At 35.9% G+C, this 18,769-nt stretch carries 18 protein-coding genes and 1 tRNA gene; 7 read left to right on the top strand and 12 right to left on the bottom strand.

What is annotated here, in order from left to right:
• Window positions 1-99: 99 nt before the first annotated feature.
• Window positions 100-1,455 (bottom strand): OmpP1/FadL family transporter, encoded by a 1,356-nt coding sequence (locus ACFQ39_RS07580; protein WP_377177686.1) that lies wholly within the window; start codon window positions 1,453-1,455, stop codon window positions 100-102.
• A 32-nt stretch (window positions 1,456-1,487) separates the two neighbouring features.
• Window positions 1,488-2,936 carry a hypothetical protein gene (locus tag ACFQ39_RS07575; protein WP_377177684.1) on the bottom strand — a complete coding sequence of 483 codons (1,449 nt, stop codon included), beginning with the start codon at window positions 2,934-2,936 and terminating at the stop codon, window positions 1,488-1,490.
• 99 nt (window positions 2,937-3,035) lie between these two features.
• On the opposite strand from ACFQ39_RS07575, the gene proS reads away from it, so the two are divergent.
• The 3 genes from proS to rpsT all read left to right on the top strand — a co-directional run bounded on the left by proS (window position 3,036) and on the right by rpsT (window position 4,950).
• The gene (proS, locus tag ACFQ39_RS07570; protein WP_377177682.1) at window positions 3,036-4,511 is read left to right on the top strand and encodes a proline--tRNA ligase; all 1,476 of its coding nucleotides are present in this window, start codon (window positions 3,036-3,038) and stop codon (window positions 4,509-4,511) included.
• Window positions 4,512-4,587: 76 nt separating this feature from the next.
• A tRNA-Glu gene (locus tag ACFQ39_RS07565) sits at window positions 4,588-4,659 on the top strand.
• Window positions 4,660-4,695: 36 nt separating this feature from the next.
• On the top strand, window positions 4,696-4,950 hold the full coding sequence (rpsT, locus tag ACFQ39_RS07560; protein ID WP_377177680.1) for a 30S ribosomal protein S20: 255 nt from the start codon (window positions 4,696-4,698) through the stop codon (window positions 4,948-4,950).
• Window positions 4,951-5,025: 75 nt separating this feature from the next.
• Here the strand turns inward: rpsT and rodA are convergent, their stop codons facing one another.
• The 7 genes from rodA to ACFQ39_RS07525 all read right to left on the bottom strand — a co-directional run bounded on the left by rodA (window position 5,026) and on the right by ACFQ39_RS07525 (window position 12,806).
• Window positions 5,026-6,300, bottom strand: coding sequence for a rod shape-determining protein RodA (gene rodA, locus ACFQ39_RS07555; protein WP_377177678.1), 1,275 nt, complete (start codon window positions 6,298-6,300; stop codon window positions 5,026-5,028).
• Window positions 6,284-8,161: a penicillin-binding protein 2 gene (mrdA, locus tag ACFQ39_RS07550; RefSeq protein ID WP_377177676.1), complete on the bottom strand. Its 1,878-nt coding sequence runs from the start codon at window positions 8,159-8,161 to the stop codon at window positions 6,284-6,286. The genes rodA and mrdA overlap by 17 nt, the downstream gene beginning before the upstream one ends.
• Before the next feature lies 1 nt (window position 8,162).
• Window positions 8,163-8,669, bottom strand: coding sequence for a rod shape-determining protein MreD (gene mreD / locus ACFQ39_RS07545; protein WP_377177674.1), 507 nt, complete (start codon window positions 8,667-8,669; stop codon window positions 8,163-8,165).
• Complete coding sequence (gene mreC, locus ACFQ39_RS07540) at window positions 8,662-9,495, bottom strand: rod shape-determining protein MreC (protein WP_377177672.1); 834 nt, start codon at window positions 9,493-9,495, stop codon at window positions 8,662-8,664. The genes mreD and mreC overlap by 8 nt, the downstream gene beginning before the upstream one ends.
• Before the next feature lie 18 nt (window positions 9,496-9,513).
• Complete coding sequence (locus tag ACFQ39_RS07535; protein ID WP_377177670.1) at window positions 9,514-10,542, bottom strand: rod shape-determining protein; 1,029 nt, start codon at window positions 10,540-10,542, stop codon at window positions 9,514-9,516.
• Between the two features lie 112 nt (window positions 10,543-10,654).
• Entirely contained in the window at window positions 10,655-12,181 is a 1,527-nt protein-coding gene (purH, locus tag ACFQ39_RS07530) for a bifunctional phosphoribosylaminoimidazolecarboxamide formyltransferase/IMP cyclohydrolase (RefSeq protein WP_377177668.1), read from the bottom strand.
• A 157-nt stretch (window positions 12,182-12,338) separates the two neighbouring features.
• Window positions 12,339-12,806: a GAF domain-containing protein gene (locus tag ACFQ39_RS07525; protein WP_377177666.1), complete on the bottom strand. Its 468-nt coding sequence runs from the start codon at window positions 12,804-12,806 to the stop codon at window positions 12,339-12,341.
• A gap of 35 nt (window positions 12,807-12,841) precedes the next feature.
• On the opposite strand from ACFQ39_RS07525, the gene xrtF reads away from it, so the two are divergent.
• From xrtF to ACFQ39_RS07505, 4 genes are all read left to right on the top strand, one after another.
• Entirely contained in the window at window positions 12,842-13,399 is a 558-nt protein-coding gene (xrtF, locus tag ACFQ39_RS07520) for an exosortase family protein XrtF (protein ID WP_377177664.1), read from the top strand.
• Window positions 13,383-13,817 carry an exosortase F system-associated membrane protein gene (locus ACFQ39_RS07515; RefSeq protein WP_377177662.1) on the top strand — a complete coding sequence of 145 codons (435 nt, stop codon included), beginning with the start codon at window positions 13,383-13,385 and terminating at the stop codon, window positions 13,815-13,817. Before xrtF ends, ACFQ39_RS07515 begins: the two co-directional genes overlap by 17 nt.
• Window positions 13,818-14,124: 307 nt before the next feature.
• Window positions 14,125-15,495, top strand: coding sequence for an MBL fold metallo-hydrolase RNA specificity domain-containing protein (locus ACFQ39_RS07510; protein ID WP_377177660.1), 1,371 nt, complete (start codon window positions 14,125-14,127; stop codon window positions 15,493-15,495).
• 74 nt (window positions 15,496-15,569) lie between these two features.
• A complete protein-coding gene (locus ACFQ39_RS07505) occupies window positions 15,570-15,854 on the top strand; it encodes a heavy metal-binding domain-containing protein (protein ID WP_377177658.1) in 285 nt (94 codons plus the stop codon).
• 55 nt (window positions 15,855-15,909) lie between these two features.
• On the opposite strand, the gene ACFQ39_RS07500 is transcribed toward ACFQ39_RS07505, so the two are convergent.
• The 3 genes from ACFQ39_RS07500 to ACFQ39_RS07490 form a co-directional block, all read right to left on the bottom strand.
• Window positions 15,910-17,517 (bottom strand): CTP synthase, encoded by a 1,608-nt coding sequence (locus ACFQ39_RS07500; RefSeq protein ID WP_377177656.1) that lies wholly within the window; start codon window positions 17,515-17,517, stop codon window positions 15,910-15,912.
• A 121-nt stretch (window positions 17,518-17,638) separates the two neighbouring features.
• Window positions 17,639-17,815 (bottom strand): hypothetical protein, encoded by a 177-nt coding sequence (locus ACFQ39_RS07495; RefSeq protein WP_377177654.1) that lies wholly within the window; start codon window positions 17,813-17,815, stop codon window positions 17,639-17,641.
• Window positions 17,816-17,899: 84 nt separating this feature from the next.
• A complete protein-coding gene (locus ACFQ39_RS07490) occupies window positions 17,900-18,766 on the bottom strand; it encodes a nucleoside phosphorylase (protein ID WP_377179971.1) in 867 nt (288 codons plus the stop codon).
• Window positions 18,767-18,769 lie beyond the last annotated feature (3 nt).

Raw genomic sequence — 18,769 nt, 5'->3', positions numbered from 1 at the left:
TTTTAAAAAATCCATGTTAAATTTAACACTTTTTTTACTAACAAAATAAAAAAGGCTCCAAATTATTGAAGCCCTAAATATATTATAGATTGCTATTTATCAGAAAGTAAAAACCATCGAAGAAGTAATTCTATAGATGTCTTCATCAATGACAGCGGGTTCAACTCCATCTATATTTAAAAAGCGATAACCATACGATCTGCTAAATTGATCATAGGCAAAATCAAGAACCACCGATCTACCAAACTTAATTCCCATTCCCAAGGAATACCCTGAATAATCTTCATTGACAAAACTATTTTCATAAGGACTTTGCACAAACCTATACCCTCCCCTAAAACTCAAATTACTAAAAATCCACTCCGTTCCTATCCGGAAAGAGGAGGTGCCTTTTAAGTTCTGTTCGATATAGTTGTTATCTTCTATAAAATCCCCGGAAGGTTTTAAATAAAGGTTTTGGTAATCGCGATAAATATAGTCGAAACTGATCAACCCTGATTTAGAAAATATATAGGCCGCAGAACCGGTAAACTCACCAGGAGTGTTCATACTATAATCAAAATAATTCGGTGATCCATATTCCGTATAAACGTCTGATGTATTACTGGGATAAATCTCTAATTCTTCAGTAAATCTTTCTGAAATATCATACCAGGTAGGTGATTTATATGCCAGAGCAAGTCTGAGACTTTCAATGGGCTTAAATATCGCTCCTACACTAAAATTAAATCCATATCCGTACACATCCAGGTATTGATCAAGGTAAGCGTCTAAAGTATTGCCTGATCCATCATTATTAAATTCTGAAAACTCTGCTCTTTGATAAAAATCGAGTTGATGGGAATTAAAACTAATCCCCAAATACAAATTATCATTGTATTGTGACGCCATGCTAAAACTGAATCGGTCGTTAGATCCAAAGGTATAATTCTTGAAATTTTGCTGATCAACAAAGTCATAATAAACATTATTTAATGGATCATCGTCAAAATTCAAAAAAGGATCTTCTACAAAATCCGGAACACCACTATTTCCAGTCACAAAAAAAGAATTATCAAAATCTCTTACCAAGCTATAATTAAAACCCAAAACCACTTTTTGAAATCCGGTAGGATTATTTGTGTAAAAAACGGTAGCAACACCTATTTGGGAAAAATTAAAATTATCATCCTTACTACTAATTCCTTCACCGTAAAAACTGGAAGAATTTTTATTGTTTCTATAGCTCAAACTACCAGAAAAGCTCGTATTGTTAAAAACACCTAGTCCTGCGGGGTTAATATCCACAGCAGACATATCACCTCCAAGTGCCCCAAAGGCTCCACTCATCCCCACAAATCTTGCGGTTCCATAATTATCTTCACCTGAAAATAGTGCTGCGCCATCTGCGTAGCTAATAATTTGAGCTTGAGACCACATAGGCACAAGCAACATCATAAGTAAAAATCTTTTCATACGTTGTTCTTTGATCTGTAAAGAGAATTGATTTATTGTCTAGTTCGAGATCCACCTCCACTGCTACTTCTTGCATAACTGCTTCCAGATGAAGATGATCTGCTACTTGAAGCACTAGAGGCATTTCTGGACGGAGATGAAGTACTGTTATTAGAAACAGATGTAGCACGGCTACTTTTTTGACTACTCACATTTGATTTAGCGCTACTCGTTTCTACGCTCTGTCTATTCTTTTTTGAATTATAAGACTTAGCCCTATTTGAATTTGGACCATTTGAATAATTTCTATTTTGTCCTTCATTTATAAGATCGACATTATTTCTTATTTTATTCACTATTTCCTGTCTCTGTGTATTATCCAAATTTACACGGTAAGCTTGTCCATTCCTCCATTCGTATCTCGTGAGTGAAGATGCATTATCATTTTGGCTTCTCAAAGAATTTAAGGTATTCTTAAAATCACTGTTTACTGGTCTACCCGTACTTCTGTAATTTCTTGAATTTGATTGAATTTGATCGACAGTGCCTTGGTCATTTGAAACCACATTTGGACCATTTCTTCTACCTCCTGAAGAACTTCTCATTCCTCCTGAGCTACCTCGACTAAATCCGGAACTTCGCCCCATGGATGGACTGTAACTAGGACTTGAATTGGAATTTCTATTATAACCATTCGTATTTCTGTTTGAATTCTGCTGGTTATAACGTTGATAACTGTTATTCACAGCATTACTCGAACTTCTTCTGTAATTAGTTGACCTATTTGAAGAGGCATTTTGTGCTACACTATTTTTATAAATATTAGGTCTTGTAGAAGCTGACTGACTTGTTCTTGTGTACCCCGTTCTATTTCCGTTATTGGCATACCGCACAGGATAATTATTTCTTTTGCCATAAGATCCAGAATAATAAGGAGGGCGATAAATAGGATAACCCCAACCATATCCGGGATAACCCCAACCATAACCAGGATAGCCCCAGCCATATCCGGGATAACCCCATCCGAAACCTGGATAACCCCAACCCCATCCATACCAAGGATCATTCCAACCCCAATAGCCTCCATAACCCCATCTCCAAGGATTATATCCCCAATAGCCACCATAACCAAATCCCATATGAAAGTTAATAGACACATTACTATCATTGTATCCCCAAGGTGTATTCCCGTAATTGTAATCACCCTCAATCTGAACAGCTGCTTGATCTGCATCGGAATATCCTACATATCCATCTATATCCGTAAAAATATCGTCCTCTTCTATATAAATATTGTTTGCCTCAGTTTCAAAATAACGCTGGTAATTTGCTCCGGGAACCTCTTGAACAGCAGTAACTACTCTTGTAGGAGATGATCCATATATCCCGTCATTATCAGAGTATACCCCTTGAGTGCTGGTACAAGAAGCAAAGAATAGCCCAAGAAACATGGCACTAAGGAAATAAAATTTATTTTTCTTTTTTGGAGTAAAGTTTTTCATAAAGCATTATTTTTTGATCGATATAAGTAGCAAATTCTTTAGTTTTGCAACCTATTTGCTAAAGATATACAATATCTATGCCAAAACATAAAATCTATTATGAGTAAAAAATTAACTTCGAGAAGTGAGGACTATTCCAAGTGGTACAATGAAATTGTGATGAAGGCCGATCTTGCTGAAAACTCAGGTGTACGAGGAATGATGGTGATCAAACCTTATGGGTATGCCATCTGGGAAAAAATGCAAAGTATTTTGGATAAGATGTTTAAAGATACAGGGCATGAAAATGCTTATTTCCCCTTGTTAATTCCGAAGTCATACTTTAGTAAAGAGGCCAGTCACGTAGATGGTTTTGCCAAAGAATGTGCTGTAGTTACGCATTACAGGTTAAAAAATGACGAAAATGGGAAAGGTATTGTTGTAGATGAAACTGCAAAGCTTGAAGAAGAATTAATCATCAGACCTACTTCCGAGACGATCATTTGGGATTCCTACAGAAAATGGATACAATCGTACCGAGATCTGCCACTACTTATTAACCAATGGGCTAATGTTCTGCGATGGGAGATGCGAACTAGGCTCTTTTTGAGAACGGCAGAGTTTTTATGGCAAGAAGGTCATACCGCCCATGCTACAAAAGGTGAGGCCATTATAGAAGCTGAGAAAATGCAAGGTGTCTACGCAACCTTCGCAGAGAAATTTATGGCGATGCCGGTTATCAAGGGTACAAAATCAGTGAATGAAAGGTTTGCGGGCGCCCTGGAAACTTATACTATCGAAGCCTTAATGCAAGACGGGAAAGCTCTTCAAGCGGGGACATCACATTTCTTAGGGCAAAATTTCGCCAAAGCCTTTGATGTAAAATTCACGAGTAAAGAAGGAGACTTAGATTACGTATGGGCAACTTCATGGGGGGTTTCAACAAGATTAATGGGTGCTTTGATTATGACCCACAGCGATGATCACGGTTTGGTATTGCCCCCAGAATTGGCACCCATTCAAGTCGTTATTGTGCCCATCTATAAATCTGAAGAAGAACTAACTGCCGTATCGGCAATGGCCCATGAGATCATGGACGAACTCAAGAATAAAGATATTTCTGTTAAGTTTGACGACAGAACTACACAGAAACCGGGATGGAAATTTGCTGAATATGAGTTAAAAGGAGTGCCATTGCGCATTGTTATTGGACCTAGAGATTTAGAAAAAGGAACTGTTGAATTAGCTCGGAGGGATAATTTGACAAAGACGATCATAGAAAAGCATACCATCACTGAAACCATCATTCGAACGCTGGATGAAATTCAAGAAAGTTTATTCGATAAGGCACATCAGTTCAGAAACGATCATATCACAGAAGTAAACTCGTTTGAGGAATTCAAGACAGTTTTAGAAGAGAAAGGAGGCTTTCTATCAGCGCATTGGGATGGAAGTGCCGAAACAGAAGAGACTATTAAAAATTTAACCAAAGCTACAATTCGTTGTATACCTTTAGATACTCCATCTGAGGAAGGGATTTGTGTTTTTTCTGGCAAAAGATCTAAGGGAAGAGTTTTATTTGCAAAAGCTTATTAATTTTTTCAAAAAAAACTTGCAGAGATAAAATAATGTATTATTTTTGCACTCGCTTTTGAGATAAAAAGTTATCCAAGGCCCGTTCGTCTATCGGTTAGGACGCCAGGTTTTCATCCTGGTAAGAGGGGTTCGATTCCCCTACGGGCTACAAATCATTTTTAAATGAATTTTTAAAACAGAAAAAATGGCAAATCACAAGTCAGCATTAAAGAGAATTAGAAGTAACGAGGCAAAGAGAGCCAGAAACAAATACCAACACAAAACTACGCGTAATGCTATCAAAAGTTTTCGTGAGTTATCTGTCAAGAAAGATGCTGAGGAGCAATTAGCTAAAATTACTTCTATGGTAGACAAATTGGCTAAGAAGAATATTATTCATACGAACAAAGCTTCTAATTTAAAATCTAAGTTAACTAAGCACGTTGCGAGTTTAGCTTAATCTAAATAGCTTTAAACCGTTTAAAAGCAACCTTATGGTTGCTTTTTTTGTTCATAGTATTTTTTCTTCTTGATCCTACCATTCATATATTCTATCCGCATCAAGTCTAACCAAAATAAACAGCAATAGTGTAAATCCCCAAAGTGAGGAACCACCATAACTAAAAAATGGTAATGGAATTCCAATTGTGGGTAACAATCCTATCACCATCCCTATATTTATGGTAAAGTGAAAAAAGAAGATCAGCAAAACAGAATAGGCATAGACCTTGCTAAATCTTGATTTCTGACGCTCTGCCACATAGATCAATCGCAGAAGAAAAAGCACAAATACCATTACAACAAGTGCGGAGCCCAAAAAACCCCATTCTTCGCCTACTGCACTAAAAATATAATCTGTTTCTTGTTCTGGCACAAAATCTCCCTGAGTTCTGTCTCCTTGCAAAAACCCTTTTCCTGTTATACCTCCCGAAGCTATTGTGATCATGGACTGATTGGTATTATATCCTATCCCTTGATCGTCTTTCTTTTTGCCCATCACAATATCGAACCGGTCTCTGTGTCTTTGTTCAAAAACACTGTTATATACATAATCCACGCTAAAAATAAATAAGGCTGAAAACAAATAAATCGAAACAACAACGATCCAGTTATGGCGAAAGTAGACTTTGTTGTAATAAAAAAGAACAACGAAAAAAAGGGTAAACAAGCCAAAAGTGATCAAAAGCGAAACGCCATAACCAAAATAGAGCGTAACCAAAAACAGTGTCACAGCTAAGAAGCCTATAATAAGATAAAAGAGAGGTAAACCAAATACATAAAACACAAATACCAAAGCACCATATACCAATGCCGAGCCAGGATCAGGTTGCAAGGTGATAAGGACAGCCGGAACCAATATAATCGCAAATGACTTTAACTGAGTAGATAATTTCTTTAAATCCCTTCCTCTTTCATTTAAAAAATTGGCAAGTGCTAGACAAGTAGCAGCTTTCGCAAACTCTGAAGGTTGCAAACTAAAACTCCCTAAGCTATACCAGGAAGTAGCCCCATTGATATTTTTTCCAAAAACAAATAAGCCCAGAAGAGAGAGCATGGAAATCAAGTAAAACACGCCACTGTATGTCTCATAGAACCTTCTGTCAATTGCCAGAACAACTAAAATAAGCACGAGACTCAATAAAATAAAAAATAATTGCCGACCGTAATTTGAATTTAAATTAAAAACAAACGCTTGACCTTCTACATAGGTAGCAGAATATATCGTAATCCAACCAAAAAACACCAGGATCAGATAAAAAATAATCAGAATCCAATCAACTCCTTTAAATATATTATTTCTTCTCCGCAACGTAGTTTTCTATTTGCAATTGTTTCTGATATTCTTCTTCTAAACTGCCTTCCATAATTCTCTTTTCCAAGGCAGCGCGTTTTACTTCACCTGTTAGATATTTCTCAATCATCAAACTCGCGATAGGAGCTGCCCATCTAGCACCCCAATAACCATTTTCTACAAAGACGGCAATGGCAATTTTTGGATCATCTTTTGGTGCAAAAGCTATAAATATGGAATGATCCGTAAATTGTACTCTTTTTCCACCTACGCGCGAAAAATTCTCAGCCGTTCCTGTTTTCCCGCAAATTTCAATTCCTTCAATTCTTGAAGCTCTGGCCGTCCCCATTTCAAACACGTTAAACATACCTTCAATGACAGGTTCAAAATATTCCGGTTTGATGGTCGTATAATTCCTCTTCGTGAATTTGGGTATTGTTTTGGTACTATCTCCAATTTTTTTAAGTAAATGAGGAGAGTAAAAATATCCTCGGTTCGCTATAGCTGCAGTCATATTGGCCAATTGGATAGGAGTGGTGAGAATTTCACCCTGACCAATTGCATTAGAAATTGTGGTAACAGACCTCCATCTACCATTGGGATAATAACGATCATAAAAAGCTCCATCAGGTACCAAACCTTTTTGACCTGAAGGTAAATCGTAACCCAAATAATTTCCAAGACCAAAACTCTGTACGTGTTTAGACCACACATCCATCCCTTCAGCCGGGTTGTCATACTTTTCAATGATCTTTCGATATACATTGGCAAAATAGGCATTACAAGATTTAAAAACACCAGTATTTAATCGAATCGGATAACCCGACATCCCGCAATGGCATCCCATAAAACCGCTGCTTCCGTATCTATATCCATGATGGCAATAAAAAGCTGTCTCTTCTGTAATTACATTCTCTTGCAGTCCGATTAGACCATTTAAAATTTTAAAAGGTGATCCAGGAGGGTATTGCGCTTGTAAACTCCTATCCAACATTGGTTTACTGATGGTGTCGTTAAAGAGCCTTACTGTATTTTTAGAGCGTTCTCTTCCAACCAGCATGTCCGGATTATAGGTTGGGTAAGTTGCTAATGTCAAAATCTCTCCAGAAGAAGGCTCAATCGCCACAACGCCCCCTCTCTTATTTTGCATTAGTTTGTCGACATAAGATTGAAGAGCGATATCTAAGGATAAAGTTAGGTCTTGACCAGGTACCGGAAGCGTATCATAAATACCATTTTTATATGCCCCAATCTCATTATTAAACCTGTTTTTCTGAACATATTGTACTCCTTTTTTTCCTCTAAGGAGCTCTTCATATTCTTTTTCTATCCCCTGATAACCGATCAATTCTCCCAGTTGATAATAGGGTCTGTTTTTTAAAATTGATTCATTTACTTCACTGAGATAACCAAATACGTTTGGAGCCGTTTGAATGGGGTATTCTCTTATAAATCTTTTTTGGATATAAAACCCCTTGAATTTGTACATTTTTTCTTGCAGATAAGCATAATCTTCCTTAGAAACTTGAGGTACAAAAACGGAAGGAATTCTAGGGCTATAATTTTTTGCTTTATGAAACCTTTTAATAAACTCCTCTTTATCAATTTTAAGCATCTCGCAAAAACCGACTGTATCTAAAGGCTTTACATCTTTCGGTACAATCATTACATCATAAGAGGATTTATTGGCAACCAACAAAACGCCATTCCTGTCGTAAATAAATCCACGATTAGGATATACATATTTTACGGTAACCGCGCTATTATTTAAAGGTGATTGCCTATAAGAGTCATCATGTATCTGTAAAAAATAAAGTCTACCCACATAAGCGATTCCCACAAATAATATCAACACATAAACCAAAAAACTTCTAGGCATATTATTTCCCTTTTGAAAAAAATATAAAACTCAACAATAATAGGACCAAGGTAAAAATACTCGTTAAAAACGTTTTTATGAGTATCCCGAAAAAATTATCCAACCTAAAATATTCCAGTTGAAAAACGATAAAGTGATGAATCAAGGTCAGCACAAATAATATCGTTAACATATTACCGAACTTTAACTTTCTAAATGAAAACGCGGTCAAATCTAACTCCGTTTTCCCCAAAACACCCTTGATCACGGGAATTCTGATATATGCAATAAATAATGTGGCCGCAGCATTTACCCCTCCGGAATTGGCAAAAAAATCGATACACAAACCCAATAAAAAACTCAAAATCAAAAAAGTGCTATCTAATTTTTTAACCGGATAAAAAAAAATGAATAGGATATAAAGCATTGGGTTGATGTAACCCAAAAAATTTATATTATTGAGCACAACTACCTGAAGTAATATCAAGCTGATAAACAGTAAAACATTATTCAATATTTCTCTATTCATTTAAAGATCTTTCTTCAAGGTTTAAAATTTCTTCTTTATCAAAATTTTTGATGACCTCCACATAGCCCAGCGAGGTCATATCGTTAAATAATGAAATATTCACAAGAGAATAGTTATTACTTTCAACAACAAAATCACTGATAACACCCACAGGAATTCCTTTGGGAAAAATAACAGATTTACCTCCTGTCACTACCGTGTCACCCACCCTAATTTTTGCCTGAATGGGTAAATCTTGTAACTGAACTTTGGTATAATCTTTTGTATTCCAACTCAAAGTTCCAAAATGATCCGTACGTTTTATTTTTACATTAATCTTTGCATTTACATTTAATACAGATAGGATGGTGGCGTAATTTTCGGAAACACTTTTTGTAATTCCAACAATTCCTTTATTATTGATCACTCCCATATCGGGGGCAATACCCTTCTTGCTTCCAGAACTGATGGTGATGTAATTATTACTCTTGTTAAACTCATTATTTATGACCTCAGCTGAATAATAAAAATACTTTTGTCTACCATAGGCAAGGCTATCCTTTTTAAGGCTTTCCGTATCTAAATTTTCAGCTATACTCTTTCCTATCTGGTTTCTTAAATAAACATTTTCCTGAGCAAGGATTTCATTTTCTTCTCTCAAATGCAAGAATTCTCTGAAACTATTGACTTTTTTGTAAATACCTCCTGTGATGGCGTTTGCAGAATTTACAAACTTACTGGTATGGAAAGAATGACTTTGAATGGTAAAAAAAATGGCTAGTCCTTCCAAGAAAACGAAAAATAAGAAATTTTTATTTCTATAGAAGAAGGATATTAATTGTTGCATTTGACCAAGGTCTTTTTTCTATTTCATCAATACACTTTTGTATTTTTCGATGTCTTTTAAGGCGATTCCGGTACCACGCACTACGGCTCTTAGTGGATCATCTGCCACATAAACAGGCAAATCCGTTTTTCTAGAAAGTCTTTTATCTAAACCCCTTAGCATCGATCCGCCTCCGGCTAAATATATACCTGTATTATAGATATCTGATGCCAACTCCGGTGGTGTTTGAGAAAGTGTTTCCATGACAGCGTCTTCAATCCTAAGGATAGATTTCTCAAGTGCTTTCGCAATTTCTCTATAACTCACTTTCGTTTGTTTAGGCTTTCCACTTAACAAATCTCTACCCTGAATTAATATATCTTCAGGTGGACTATCCAGATCTTCAGTTGCTGCACCGATTTCAATCTTTATTTTTTCAGCCGTACTTTCTCCAATAAATAAGTTGTGCTGGGTACGTAAATACATTGCAATATCATTGGTAAACACGTCTCCGGCTACTTTTACAGATTTATCGCAAACAATGCCACTCAAGGCAATTACCGCAATTTCAGTAGTTCCACCTCCGATATCGATAATCATATTCCCTTTAGGCTGCATTATATCAATCCCTATCCCAATTGCTGCGGCCATTGGTTCATAGATCAAATAGATTTCTTTGGCATTCATTTGCTCGGCACTATCTCGTACCGCTCTTTTTTCAACCTCGGTGATACCTGATGGAATGCAAATTACCATTCTCAAAGATGGACGAAAAAAACGATTCTTTATGGTTGGAATTTTTCTAATAAACTCCCGAATCATTTGTTCTGATGCCTCAAAGTCTGCAATGACACCATCCTTTAATGGACGAATCGTTTTAATATTCTCATGGGTTTTCCCTTGCATCAGATTGGCTTCATGGCCAATGGCAATTATTTTCCCAGATATCCTATCTTTTGCCACAATCGATGGACTATCTATTACCACCTTGCCCTTGTGAATGATCAATGTATTCGCCGTACCAAGATCGATAGCAATATCCTCGGTCATGAAGTCAAAAAAACCCATAGAAGTTCGTTTGTTTAAAAATTAATTCGTTTGCAAACAAATGTAATAAAATTAGCTAATAATCAAAGGTTAAAGAGGGATGATAAACGGATTCTTTCCTTAAAAAAGAAAATTAATGTTTAAAGTGTCTCACACCTGTAAGAACCATACTCACTCCGTTCGCGTCGCAATAATCAACACTCAATTTGTCATTGATGGATCCTCCGGGTTGAATTACTGCAGAGATCCCCGCCTTATGTGCAATTTCCACACAATCAGGGAATGGAAAAAATGCATCGCTCGCCATTACAGCCCCTTTTAGGTCAAACTTAAATGATTCTGCTTTAGCAACAGCCTGGTTTAAGGCATCTACCCGTGATGTTTGACCGGTTCCACTTGCACAAAGTTGCTTGTTCTTTACCAACACAATGGTATTTGATTTTGTATGCTTACAAATCTTTGAAGCAAACAGTAAATCATCTATCTCTGAAGGTGTGGTTGTCTTTTTGGTTACTTGCACCAATTGAGAAGCTGAATCTGTAACACTATCTTTTTCTTGAGAAAGCATCCCATTTAAAGCTGTTCTATACTGAATATTGGGCAACTCAACATCTTTTTGAATCAAAATGATTCGATTCTTTTTCTTTTTTAATAACGCTAAAGCTTCGCTGGTATAAGAGGGTGCGATCACCACTTCACAGAACAATTCGTGAATCAATTCTGCAGTTGCCATATCAATTTCAGTATTACTGATTAATATGCCACCAAAAGCCGACACAGGATCACCTGCCAAAGCATCTCTGTATGCCTCTGCAATTGTAGCTCTTTGTGCTAAGCCACAAGCATTATTGTGTTTTAAAATGGCGAAAGTTGGCGCTTCTCCTCTAAATTCATTCATCAATTGGACTGCTGCGTCTACATCCAACAAATTGTTATAGGACAATTCTTTACCGTGTAATTTATCAAACAGGGCATTCAAATCGCCATAAAAATATCCTTTCTGATGCGGATTTTCACCATACCTCAACACACTTACTTCATCAAAACTTTTTCTAAAAGAAAGTTCATCTTTATTCAAATAATGAAATATGGCAGTGTCATAAGCGCTGGATACTGCAAAAGCTTTTGCCGCGAAACGCTTTCTATCTTCTAATTTTAATGCGCCTTTATTCTCAGAAATTAATGTAAGAAATTCATCGTATTGTTGCATTGATGAAACGCAGATCACATCATTAAAGTTTTTTGCTGCTGCTCTAATCAAAGAAATACCTCCAATATCAATTTTCTCTATGATATCTTGTTCAGACGCCCCGCTCTCTACCGTTTTTTCGAATGGGTACAAATCTACGATAACAACATCCAGTTCAGGGATTTCGTAATCTTTCATTTGTTTAATATCTCCGGCCAATTCTCTACGTCCCAAAATCCCACCAAAAACTTTTGGATGTAATGTTTTTACACGTCCTCCAAGAATAGACGGATATGAAGTCAAATCTTCAACAGGTACTACATCTATTCCCATTTCTCTAATAAAACTTTCTGTTCCACCAGTCGAATACAAGGTTACTCCTAAATCATTCAGCTTTTTCACAATTGGGGCTAAACCATCTTTATGAAAAACTGAAATTAAGGCTGATTTGATTCTTTTTGACTCCACCATTTTTTATGCTTTAACGATATTTTTTGCAAAAGTAGTAAATCACTCGGCTTTAACGTAAGAAACTAAACCATTTTTTTTAGCAACATTATATCAGTTTTTTCAGGTGTAATTAAACCAATCAAATACTGAAAAAATCATCCGTAAAATCGAGAATAATTTAGATCAAATGCGCTAAGTCGAGTTGTGATACCTGAGTGCAAACGAATTCTAAAAATCGTTCATCTTCTTCAGAAAATGGAGCTGTATGGTGAGAGTCAATGTCGATTTGGCCAATATTTTTTCCATTTTTAAAGATGGGTATGACCACTTCTGATTTGACGTCGAATCCACAAGAAATATAATTATCTTGCTCTGTCACATCCTGCACAACAAAATTTTTATTGCTTACAGCTACTTGTCCGCAGATTCCCTTGCCGAAAGGGATCAATGTGTGCTCAGTTGGCTTTCCAACAAAATTCGTCAATTTTAATTCTTTCCTATCTCCGTTCACAAAATAGAATCCCACCCAATTATAATAAGGAACTTTACTTTGTAAAAGTTCACATATCGCGTCTAGTTTCTCATTATCGGAAACCATTTCTTTCATTATCTGAGAAACTTGTAATTCTAGTTGCTTTAGTTGCATACGTTTTATAATTTTGGAAATCTAATCTTCGATCGTTGAGCAAAAATAAAACTATTATCATATTCCTGATAAAATTTTTTGTGACTTATTTTTTGCTCACAGGAATGTATTCCTTCTATTTATCCAAAACACAAAAAAGCGCTGGTATTTTTTCTTGTGCACCCATTACACGGCAAGTTGCCGATCATGTATCTGTTGCTGCCGAAATCTTTGGTTTTAGTAGCAGTGTAGAACAAAATATTGATGAATTATCAATCGCTTTTCGATTAAACGGTCAACATGTGATCAATGTTGTTGAAGGTTGTAATTCTGTGAGTATCATTATTTTATTTTTAGCCTTTATCATTGCCTTTAAAGGCAGTGTCAAAGACACCTTTTTTTACGGTTTATTTGGTGCTGTGACGATTTATTTGGTCAATGTCATGCGTATTTTTTTGATCGCCGTGCTATATCAGCGATTTCCCGAATACAGAACATTTTGGCACGATCTCATGTTTCCTGCTATAATCTATGGTTATATTTTTCTATTGTGGGTTGTTTGGGTAAAATATTTTTCTCATTACAAAGAGTTAAAAAATGAACAGAAAAACTAGTATCCTTCTTTTGATATTGCTCTTTATTTTTTTAGTAGGATTTAGATCTTTGGCCAATCGTATTTTTTACGATCCTTTTCTCACTTATTTCGATCACGATTATTTATCTGAACCCATACCTAAATACAATAGTTTAAAGTTATTTTTTCACCTTTTTTTGAGATTTTTAATTAATACCATTGCCTCTATTGGAATTATTTGGCTAACATTTAAAGACCAAAATCTTATCCGATTTTCTATAAAATTTTACGGAGTGGCTTTTTTATGTTTAAGCTTTGCTTATTTCGTTATCCTCAATGGTGAGTTAAAAGATGGTTATCTTTTCGTCTTTTATGTGAGAAGGTTTCTGATTCACCCTCTCTTACTTATTGTTTTGCTACCTGCGTTTTATTACAAACACGGAAAATTATCCATTTAAGCACCTTCCTGTGTAATTCCCTATTAATCCGCTTGGATTATTTAGAAATTTAACAATTCCTTAAAATTGATTTATCGAGGTTCTGCGTAAATTTGTTCCATGATTCAATTTTTAGATAAAATATTGGTAATCATTTTGGCAGTTGCCCTATTTATGAGTAATTTTTTTTAGCGCACTTAATTAGACCAACTCCAAACTGACCTTCACCTTCATCCCCCCTTCGAGGACGGATCAGCCTCCGATAAAATACCCTAATTGTTATCGCTTTCATTTTTTTGACTAATTTTAAGGTAATATTACCTTATATATGTCTGTTCAAATTCAATTCCTCGGTGCTGCTGGAACTGTCACAGGATCTAAATTCTTACTCTCTACAGGAGATTATCGTATTTTGGTAGATTGTGGATTATTTCAAGGGGAAAAGCAATTGCGCGAATTAAACTGGCATCCTCTTAACGTCCCAGCATCAAAAATTGATCTTGTATTATTAACCCATGGCCATTTAGACCATACCGGTTACTTACCTCTATTGGTAAAATATGGTTTTAAGGGAAAAATCTTAGCCACAAATCCAACGATTGATATCACAAAAATAATTTTAAATGACACGGCCAACATTAATGAGAAAGAGGCGAAACGCGCCAATGAAGAACATTATTCAAAACATCGGCCCGCTAAACCCTTGTACACCATTAAAGAGGCAAATAATGTGAACAGTTATTTTAGAGCAATTCCTCCCTCAAGATGGATAGACCTCAAAAAAGATATGAAAGTCAGATTTACCTATGTCGGACATATTTTGGGTGCCACTTTTATTGAAATTGAATTATCGGGCAAAAGATTTGTCTTTTCGGGTGATATTGGTAGAACAAACGACTTATTACTTTACCCTCCGCTAAAACCTAAAAAAGTTGATTTTTTATTTTTGGAGAGTACCTATGGCGGCAAATTACATCCTGAAGAACTCGAAGTAATTCCACTTATAGAAAATTTAGTCAATGAAACTATTGACAAAGGTGGCAGTGTTTTTATACCTAGTTTTTCGGTAGAACGCGCCCAGCTCATGATGGTTATTTTGCATCAATTGAGTAAAGAAAATAAAATTCCAAAAATCCCAATGATTGTCGACAGCCCCATGGGCTTGAGTGTATTGGAACTTTTTTCGCGAACCAGAGATTGGCACAGATTAACCGAATCTACTTTTTACGAGGTGTGCAAGGAATTCAAAATTGTAAGTAGTTTTAGAGAAACGATGGAATATCGAGATCATGTTGAACCAAAAATTGTGATTGCAGGTAGCGGCATGTTAACAGGTGGTAGAATATTAAATTATCTGGAAACACAAGCCCAAAACGAGAAAAATACTTTGCTTTTTGTTGGTTTTCAAGCTGACGGAACCAGAGGTAGAAAATTATTAGAGGGCGATCAAGAAATAAAAATATTTGGAAAAACCGTACCCTTTAAGATGAAAGTAGCAGAAATTGAAGGTCTTTCTGCACATGCAGATCAAGATGAACTTTTGAGTTGGTTAACTGAATTAAAAAATCAACCTGAACGAATATTCCTCATTCACGGAGAGAAAGATGCGTCAGTAGCCTTGCAAACAAAGCTAAAGGAAAATTTGAACTGGAATGCAGAAATCCCTGAACTCTTCGACCTGATAGAATTAATTCCATAGGTAAAACAAGTTAATACTTCAGATAAAATCAAGATTTATTATTTACTTTTGCTACTCTAAAAAAAATGTATTTTATGAAAAAATTATCCATCTTAATTTTGTTTTCTATTGTGTTTATAAGCTTTACATCTTGTAAAGAAAGTAACAAAGAAGCAGCCAAAACTGAAGAAGTAAAAGAAGTTGAAGTTACCGAAGTTGAAGAAACAGTGGTAAATGAAGAGACTTCTGCAGAAGCTACAGAAGAACAAACTGCCCATGTTTATCAATGTCCGATGAAATGTGAGGAAGATAAAACGTATAGCGAAGCAACCACTTGTCCGAAATGTAAAATGGACTTAAAAGAAATTGCTGCTAATTAATAACAGCAGTGCTTATGAAATAAAAAGAGGTGATGTAAAAACATCACCTCTTTTTTTATTTATTGTCTACACTTGCTTTTATAAATGCCACAAACAGTGGATGCGGATTTAGCACCGTACTCTTATATTCTGGGTGATATTGAACACCAATGAACCATGGGTGATCAGGGATTTCAACAATTTCGACCAAACCGGTATCAGGATTCACACCCGTAGCTACAAGTCCGTTATTTTGAAAATCTTCAAAAAACTCATTATTGTATTCGTATCTATGTCTATGTCTTTCGCTGATAAAATCTGTACTATAAGCTTTATAAACTTTAGAATTTTTATCCAGTTTACAATCCCAAGCGCCCAATCTCATTGTACCTCCTTTTTCTGTGATCTTTTTCTGATCTTCCATCAAATTGATCACCGGATAGGGTGTTCTGGGATTCATTTCAACAGAATTGGCATTTTTGAGGTTTAGTACATTTCTTGCAAATTCTATCACGGCCATTTGCATACCCAAACAAATGCCTAAAAAAGGGATTTTGTTTTCACGCACGTATCTGATCGCTTCTATTTTACCTTCTGTCCCTCTATCGCCAAATCCAGGTGCAACCAGTACACCATTCAACCCTTTGAGCAACTCAGGTACCTCAGATGGAACAAGATCTTCTGAATGAATAAATTTTATATTCACTTTTGTTTCGTTTTGAGCACCGGCATGTCCTAAAGCTTCGATAATCGATTTATACGCATCTTGCAATTCTACGTATTTACCCACCAGACCAATTTCAACCGTTTCTTTGGGATTTTTAAATTTTCTAAGAAACTCATTCCACTGGTCTAATTTCGGAGACTTTTGTGCAATCAAGCCCAATTTTTTCAAAACCACCTTGTCTAAGCCTTCCTGAAGCATCAAATTAGGCACATCGTAGATTGTATCAGCATCTATGGATTCAATAATGGCATCTTGTGTCACATTACAAAAAAGTGCGAGTTTCTTTCTGAGTCCTTCATGTAAAGGATATTCAGTTCTGCATACCAATATATCCGGACTTACCCCACTTTGCATTAATTCTTTGACTGAATGTTGGGTTGGTTTTGTTTTTAATTCTCCTGCTGCTGCCAAGTATGGAATTAAAGTGAGATGAATGACTATCGCATTCTCTTTGTCTAAATCCCATTGCAACTGACGAACAGCCTCTATATAAGGAAGTGACTCTATATCACCAACTGTTCCTCCAATTTCTGTGATTACAATATCAAAATCGCCGGTTTTCCCTAAAATCTGGATCCTTCTTTTGATCTCATCTGTGATATGCGGAATTATCTGAACTGTTTTACCTAGAAAATCGCCTTTACGCTCTTTGTTTATGACAGTTTGGTATATTCTTCCGGTTGTTACATTATTGGCTTGGGAAGTAGCAATATTTAAGAATCTTTCATAATGCCCCAAATCCAAATCTGTCTCTGCACCATCATCTGTTACAAAACACTCACCGTGTTCATAAGGATTTAATGTTCCTGGATCAATGTTGATATAGGGATCTAATTTTTGAATGGTCACTCGAAATCCACTCGATTGAAGTAATTTGGCCAATGAAGCCGCAATGATACCTTTTCCAAGAGAAGAACTCACTCCTCCTGTAACAAAAATATACTTGGTTTTTGACATGTGTGATGGTTTGTGCAAAATTACAAAGTCTACTTACTCTGACAAGTATTTCTTTGTTTTTTGCAAAAAAAAAGACTGCACTCGTCTATGTGCAGTCTTTTTTACTTCGATCTAAAGTGGTTTAATTCACTTTATCTTCAGCTTGTATATACTCGTCAGTAAGCACAACCTGTTGGTTTTCGAATTTTATATTTTTGATTTGATATTCAGAGGAGACACAACTGCTACTGCTGGCACCGCAAGAACTTAGGCTTACAGAGGCTAGGATAGCGATCACAAAATAGGTAAACTTTTTCATTATAAATCAATTTAGAATTAAACAGAATATCAAGCAATTTATTATTAAACGTTAAATATTGTTAAATATTGCATGGTCATCGATCTAAATTGTCAGTTTATCTAAAGTGTATTTGATTAGTTTTTCGATTGTTTTTCGAGGCTGGTCAGAAAATGTTTTATTCGCCCTATTTGCTATGATGGCATTGAGGCTTATAGCTTCGTGTCCCATTAAATTGGAAAGACCATAAATGGCCGAAGTTTCCATTTCGAGGTTACATATTTTTAATCCGTGGTAAGAAAAATCAGCTAATTTATCATTGAGCGATTTGTCCTTTGTCGCTAATCTAAGCATTCTTCCTTGCGGACCATAAAACCCATTTGCTGTTGCTGTGATCCCTTGAAAAACTATTTCGGAAGAGAGTTTTGTCATCAATAATTTACTTCCAGCTGTAATGTAAGGTTCCGCCTTCTTTTGATCGTAATTTGTATGTTTAATAAAGGCCTGTGTCAATTCTTTTTGAAAAATATGTTCTGCCTTGTAGGCATGAAGCAATCCATCAAAACCGAGACCAAAAGTTCCCATCACAAAACTGTCTACGGGGATTTTTTCCTGAATTGAACCCGAGGTCCCTATTCTTACAATTTGGAGGCTCGTCAGTTCTTTTTTAGAACTTCGGGATTTAAAATCAATGTTGACCAGAGCATCTAATTCATTCAAGACGATATCAATATTATCAGGACCAATTCCTGTTGATATCACCGTAATTCTTTCACCATTAAACCAGCCTGTACACGTTCTGAATTCTCTCTTTTGTGTTTCAAAATCGATGTCACTAAAATGCTTACTCACAAGTGGGACTCTATCCTGATCACCAACAAAAATAATTTTATGCGCTATTTGATGGGGCAATAAATTGAGATGATATATACTTCCATCCGGATTGAGTATCAATTCAGAAGGTTCAATTATTCT

It is taken from the genome of Namhaeicola litoreus (genome assembly GCF_042679565.1).
Lineage (GTDB): Bacteria > Bacteroidota > Bacteroidia > Flavobacteriales > Flavobacteriaceae > Namhaeicola > Namhaeicola litoreus.
The sequence above is the reverse complement of the archived record's forward strand: the minus strand, read 5'-3'. Positions and strand labels throughout refer to the sequence as shown.

What these genes read in the sequence shown, in the direction of transcription:
- ACFQ39_RS07580 (WP_377177686.1), bottom strand. Translation starts at nt 1,455, where the DNA reads ATGAAAAGATTTTTACTTATGATGTTGCTTGTGCCTATGTGGTCTCAA.
- ACFQ39_RS07575 (WP_377177684.1), bottom strand. Translation starts at nt 2,936, where the DNA reads ATGAAAAACTTTACTCCAAAAAAGAAAAATAAATTTTATTTCCTTAGT.
- proS (WP_377177682.1), top strand. Translation starts at nt 3,036, where the DNA reads ATGAGTAAAAAATTAACTTCGAGAAGTGAGGACTATTCCAAGTGGTAC.
- rpsT (WP_377177680.1), top strand. Translation starts at nt 4,696, where the DNA reads ATGGCAAATCACAAGTCAGCATTAAAGAGAATTAGAAGTAACGAGGCA.
- mrdA (WP_377177676.1), bottom strand. Translation starts at nt 8,161, where the DNA reads ATGCCTAGAAGTTTTTTGGTTTATGTGTTGATATTATTTGTGGGAATC.
- mreD (WP_377177674.1), bottom strand. Translation starts at nt 8,669, where the DNA reads ATGAATAGAGAAATATTGAATAATGTTTTACTGTTTATCAGCTTGATA.
- mreC (WP_377177672.1), bottom strand. Translation starts at nt 9,495, where the DNA reads ATGCAACAATTAATATCCTTCTTCTATAGAAATAAAAATTTCTTATTT.
- ACFQ39_RS07535 (WP_377177670.1), bottom strand. Translation starts at nt 10,542, where the DNA reads ATGGGTTTTTTTGACTTCATGACCGAGGATATTGCTATCGATCTTGGT.
- purH (WP_377177668.1), bottom strand. Translation starts at nt 12,181, where the DNA reads ATGGTGGAGTCAAAAAGAATCAAATCAGCCTTAATTTCAGTTTTTCAT.
- ACFQ39_RS07525 (WP_377177666.1), bottom strand. Translation starts at nt 12,806, where the DNA reads ATGCAACTAAAGCAACTAGAATTACAAGTTTCTCAGATAATGAAAGAA.
- ACFQ39_RS07515 (WP_377177662.1), top strand. Translation starts at nt 13,383, where the DNA reads ATGAACAGAAAAACTAGTATCCTTCTTTTGATATTGCTCTTTATTTTT.
- ACFQ39_RS07510 (WP_377177660.1), top strand. Translation starts at nt 14,125, where the DNA reads ATGTCTGTTCAAATTCAATTCCTCGGTGCTGCTGGAACTGTCACAGGA.
- ACFQ39_RS07505 (WP_377177658.1), top strand. Translation starts at nt 15,570, where the DNA reads ATGAAAAAATTATCCATCTTAATTTTGTTTTCTATTGTGTTTATAAGC.
- ACFQ39_RS07500 (WP_377177656.1), bottom strand. Translation starts at nt 17,517, where the DNA reads ATGTCAAAAACCAAGTATATTTTTGTTACAGGAGGAGTGAGTTCTTCT.
- ACFQ39_RS07495 (WP_377177654.1), bottom strand. Translation starts at nt 17,815, where the DNA reads ATGAAAAAGTTTACCTATTTTGTGATCGCTATCCTAGCCTCTGTAAGC.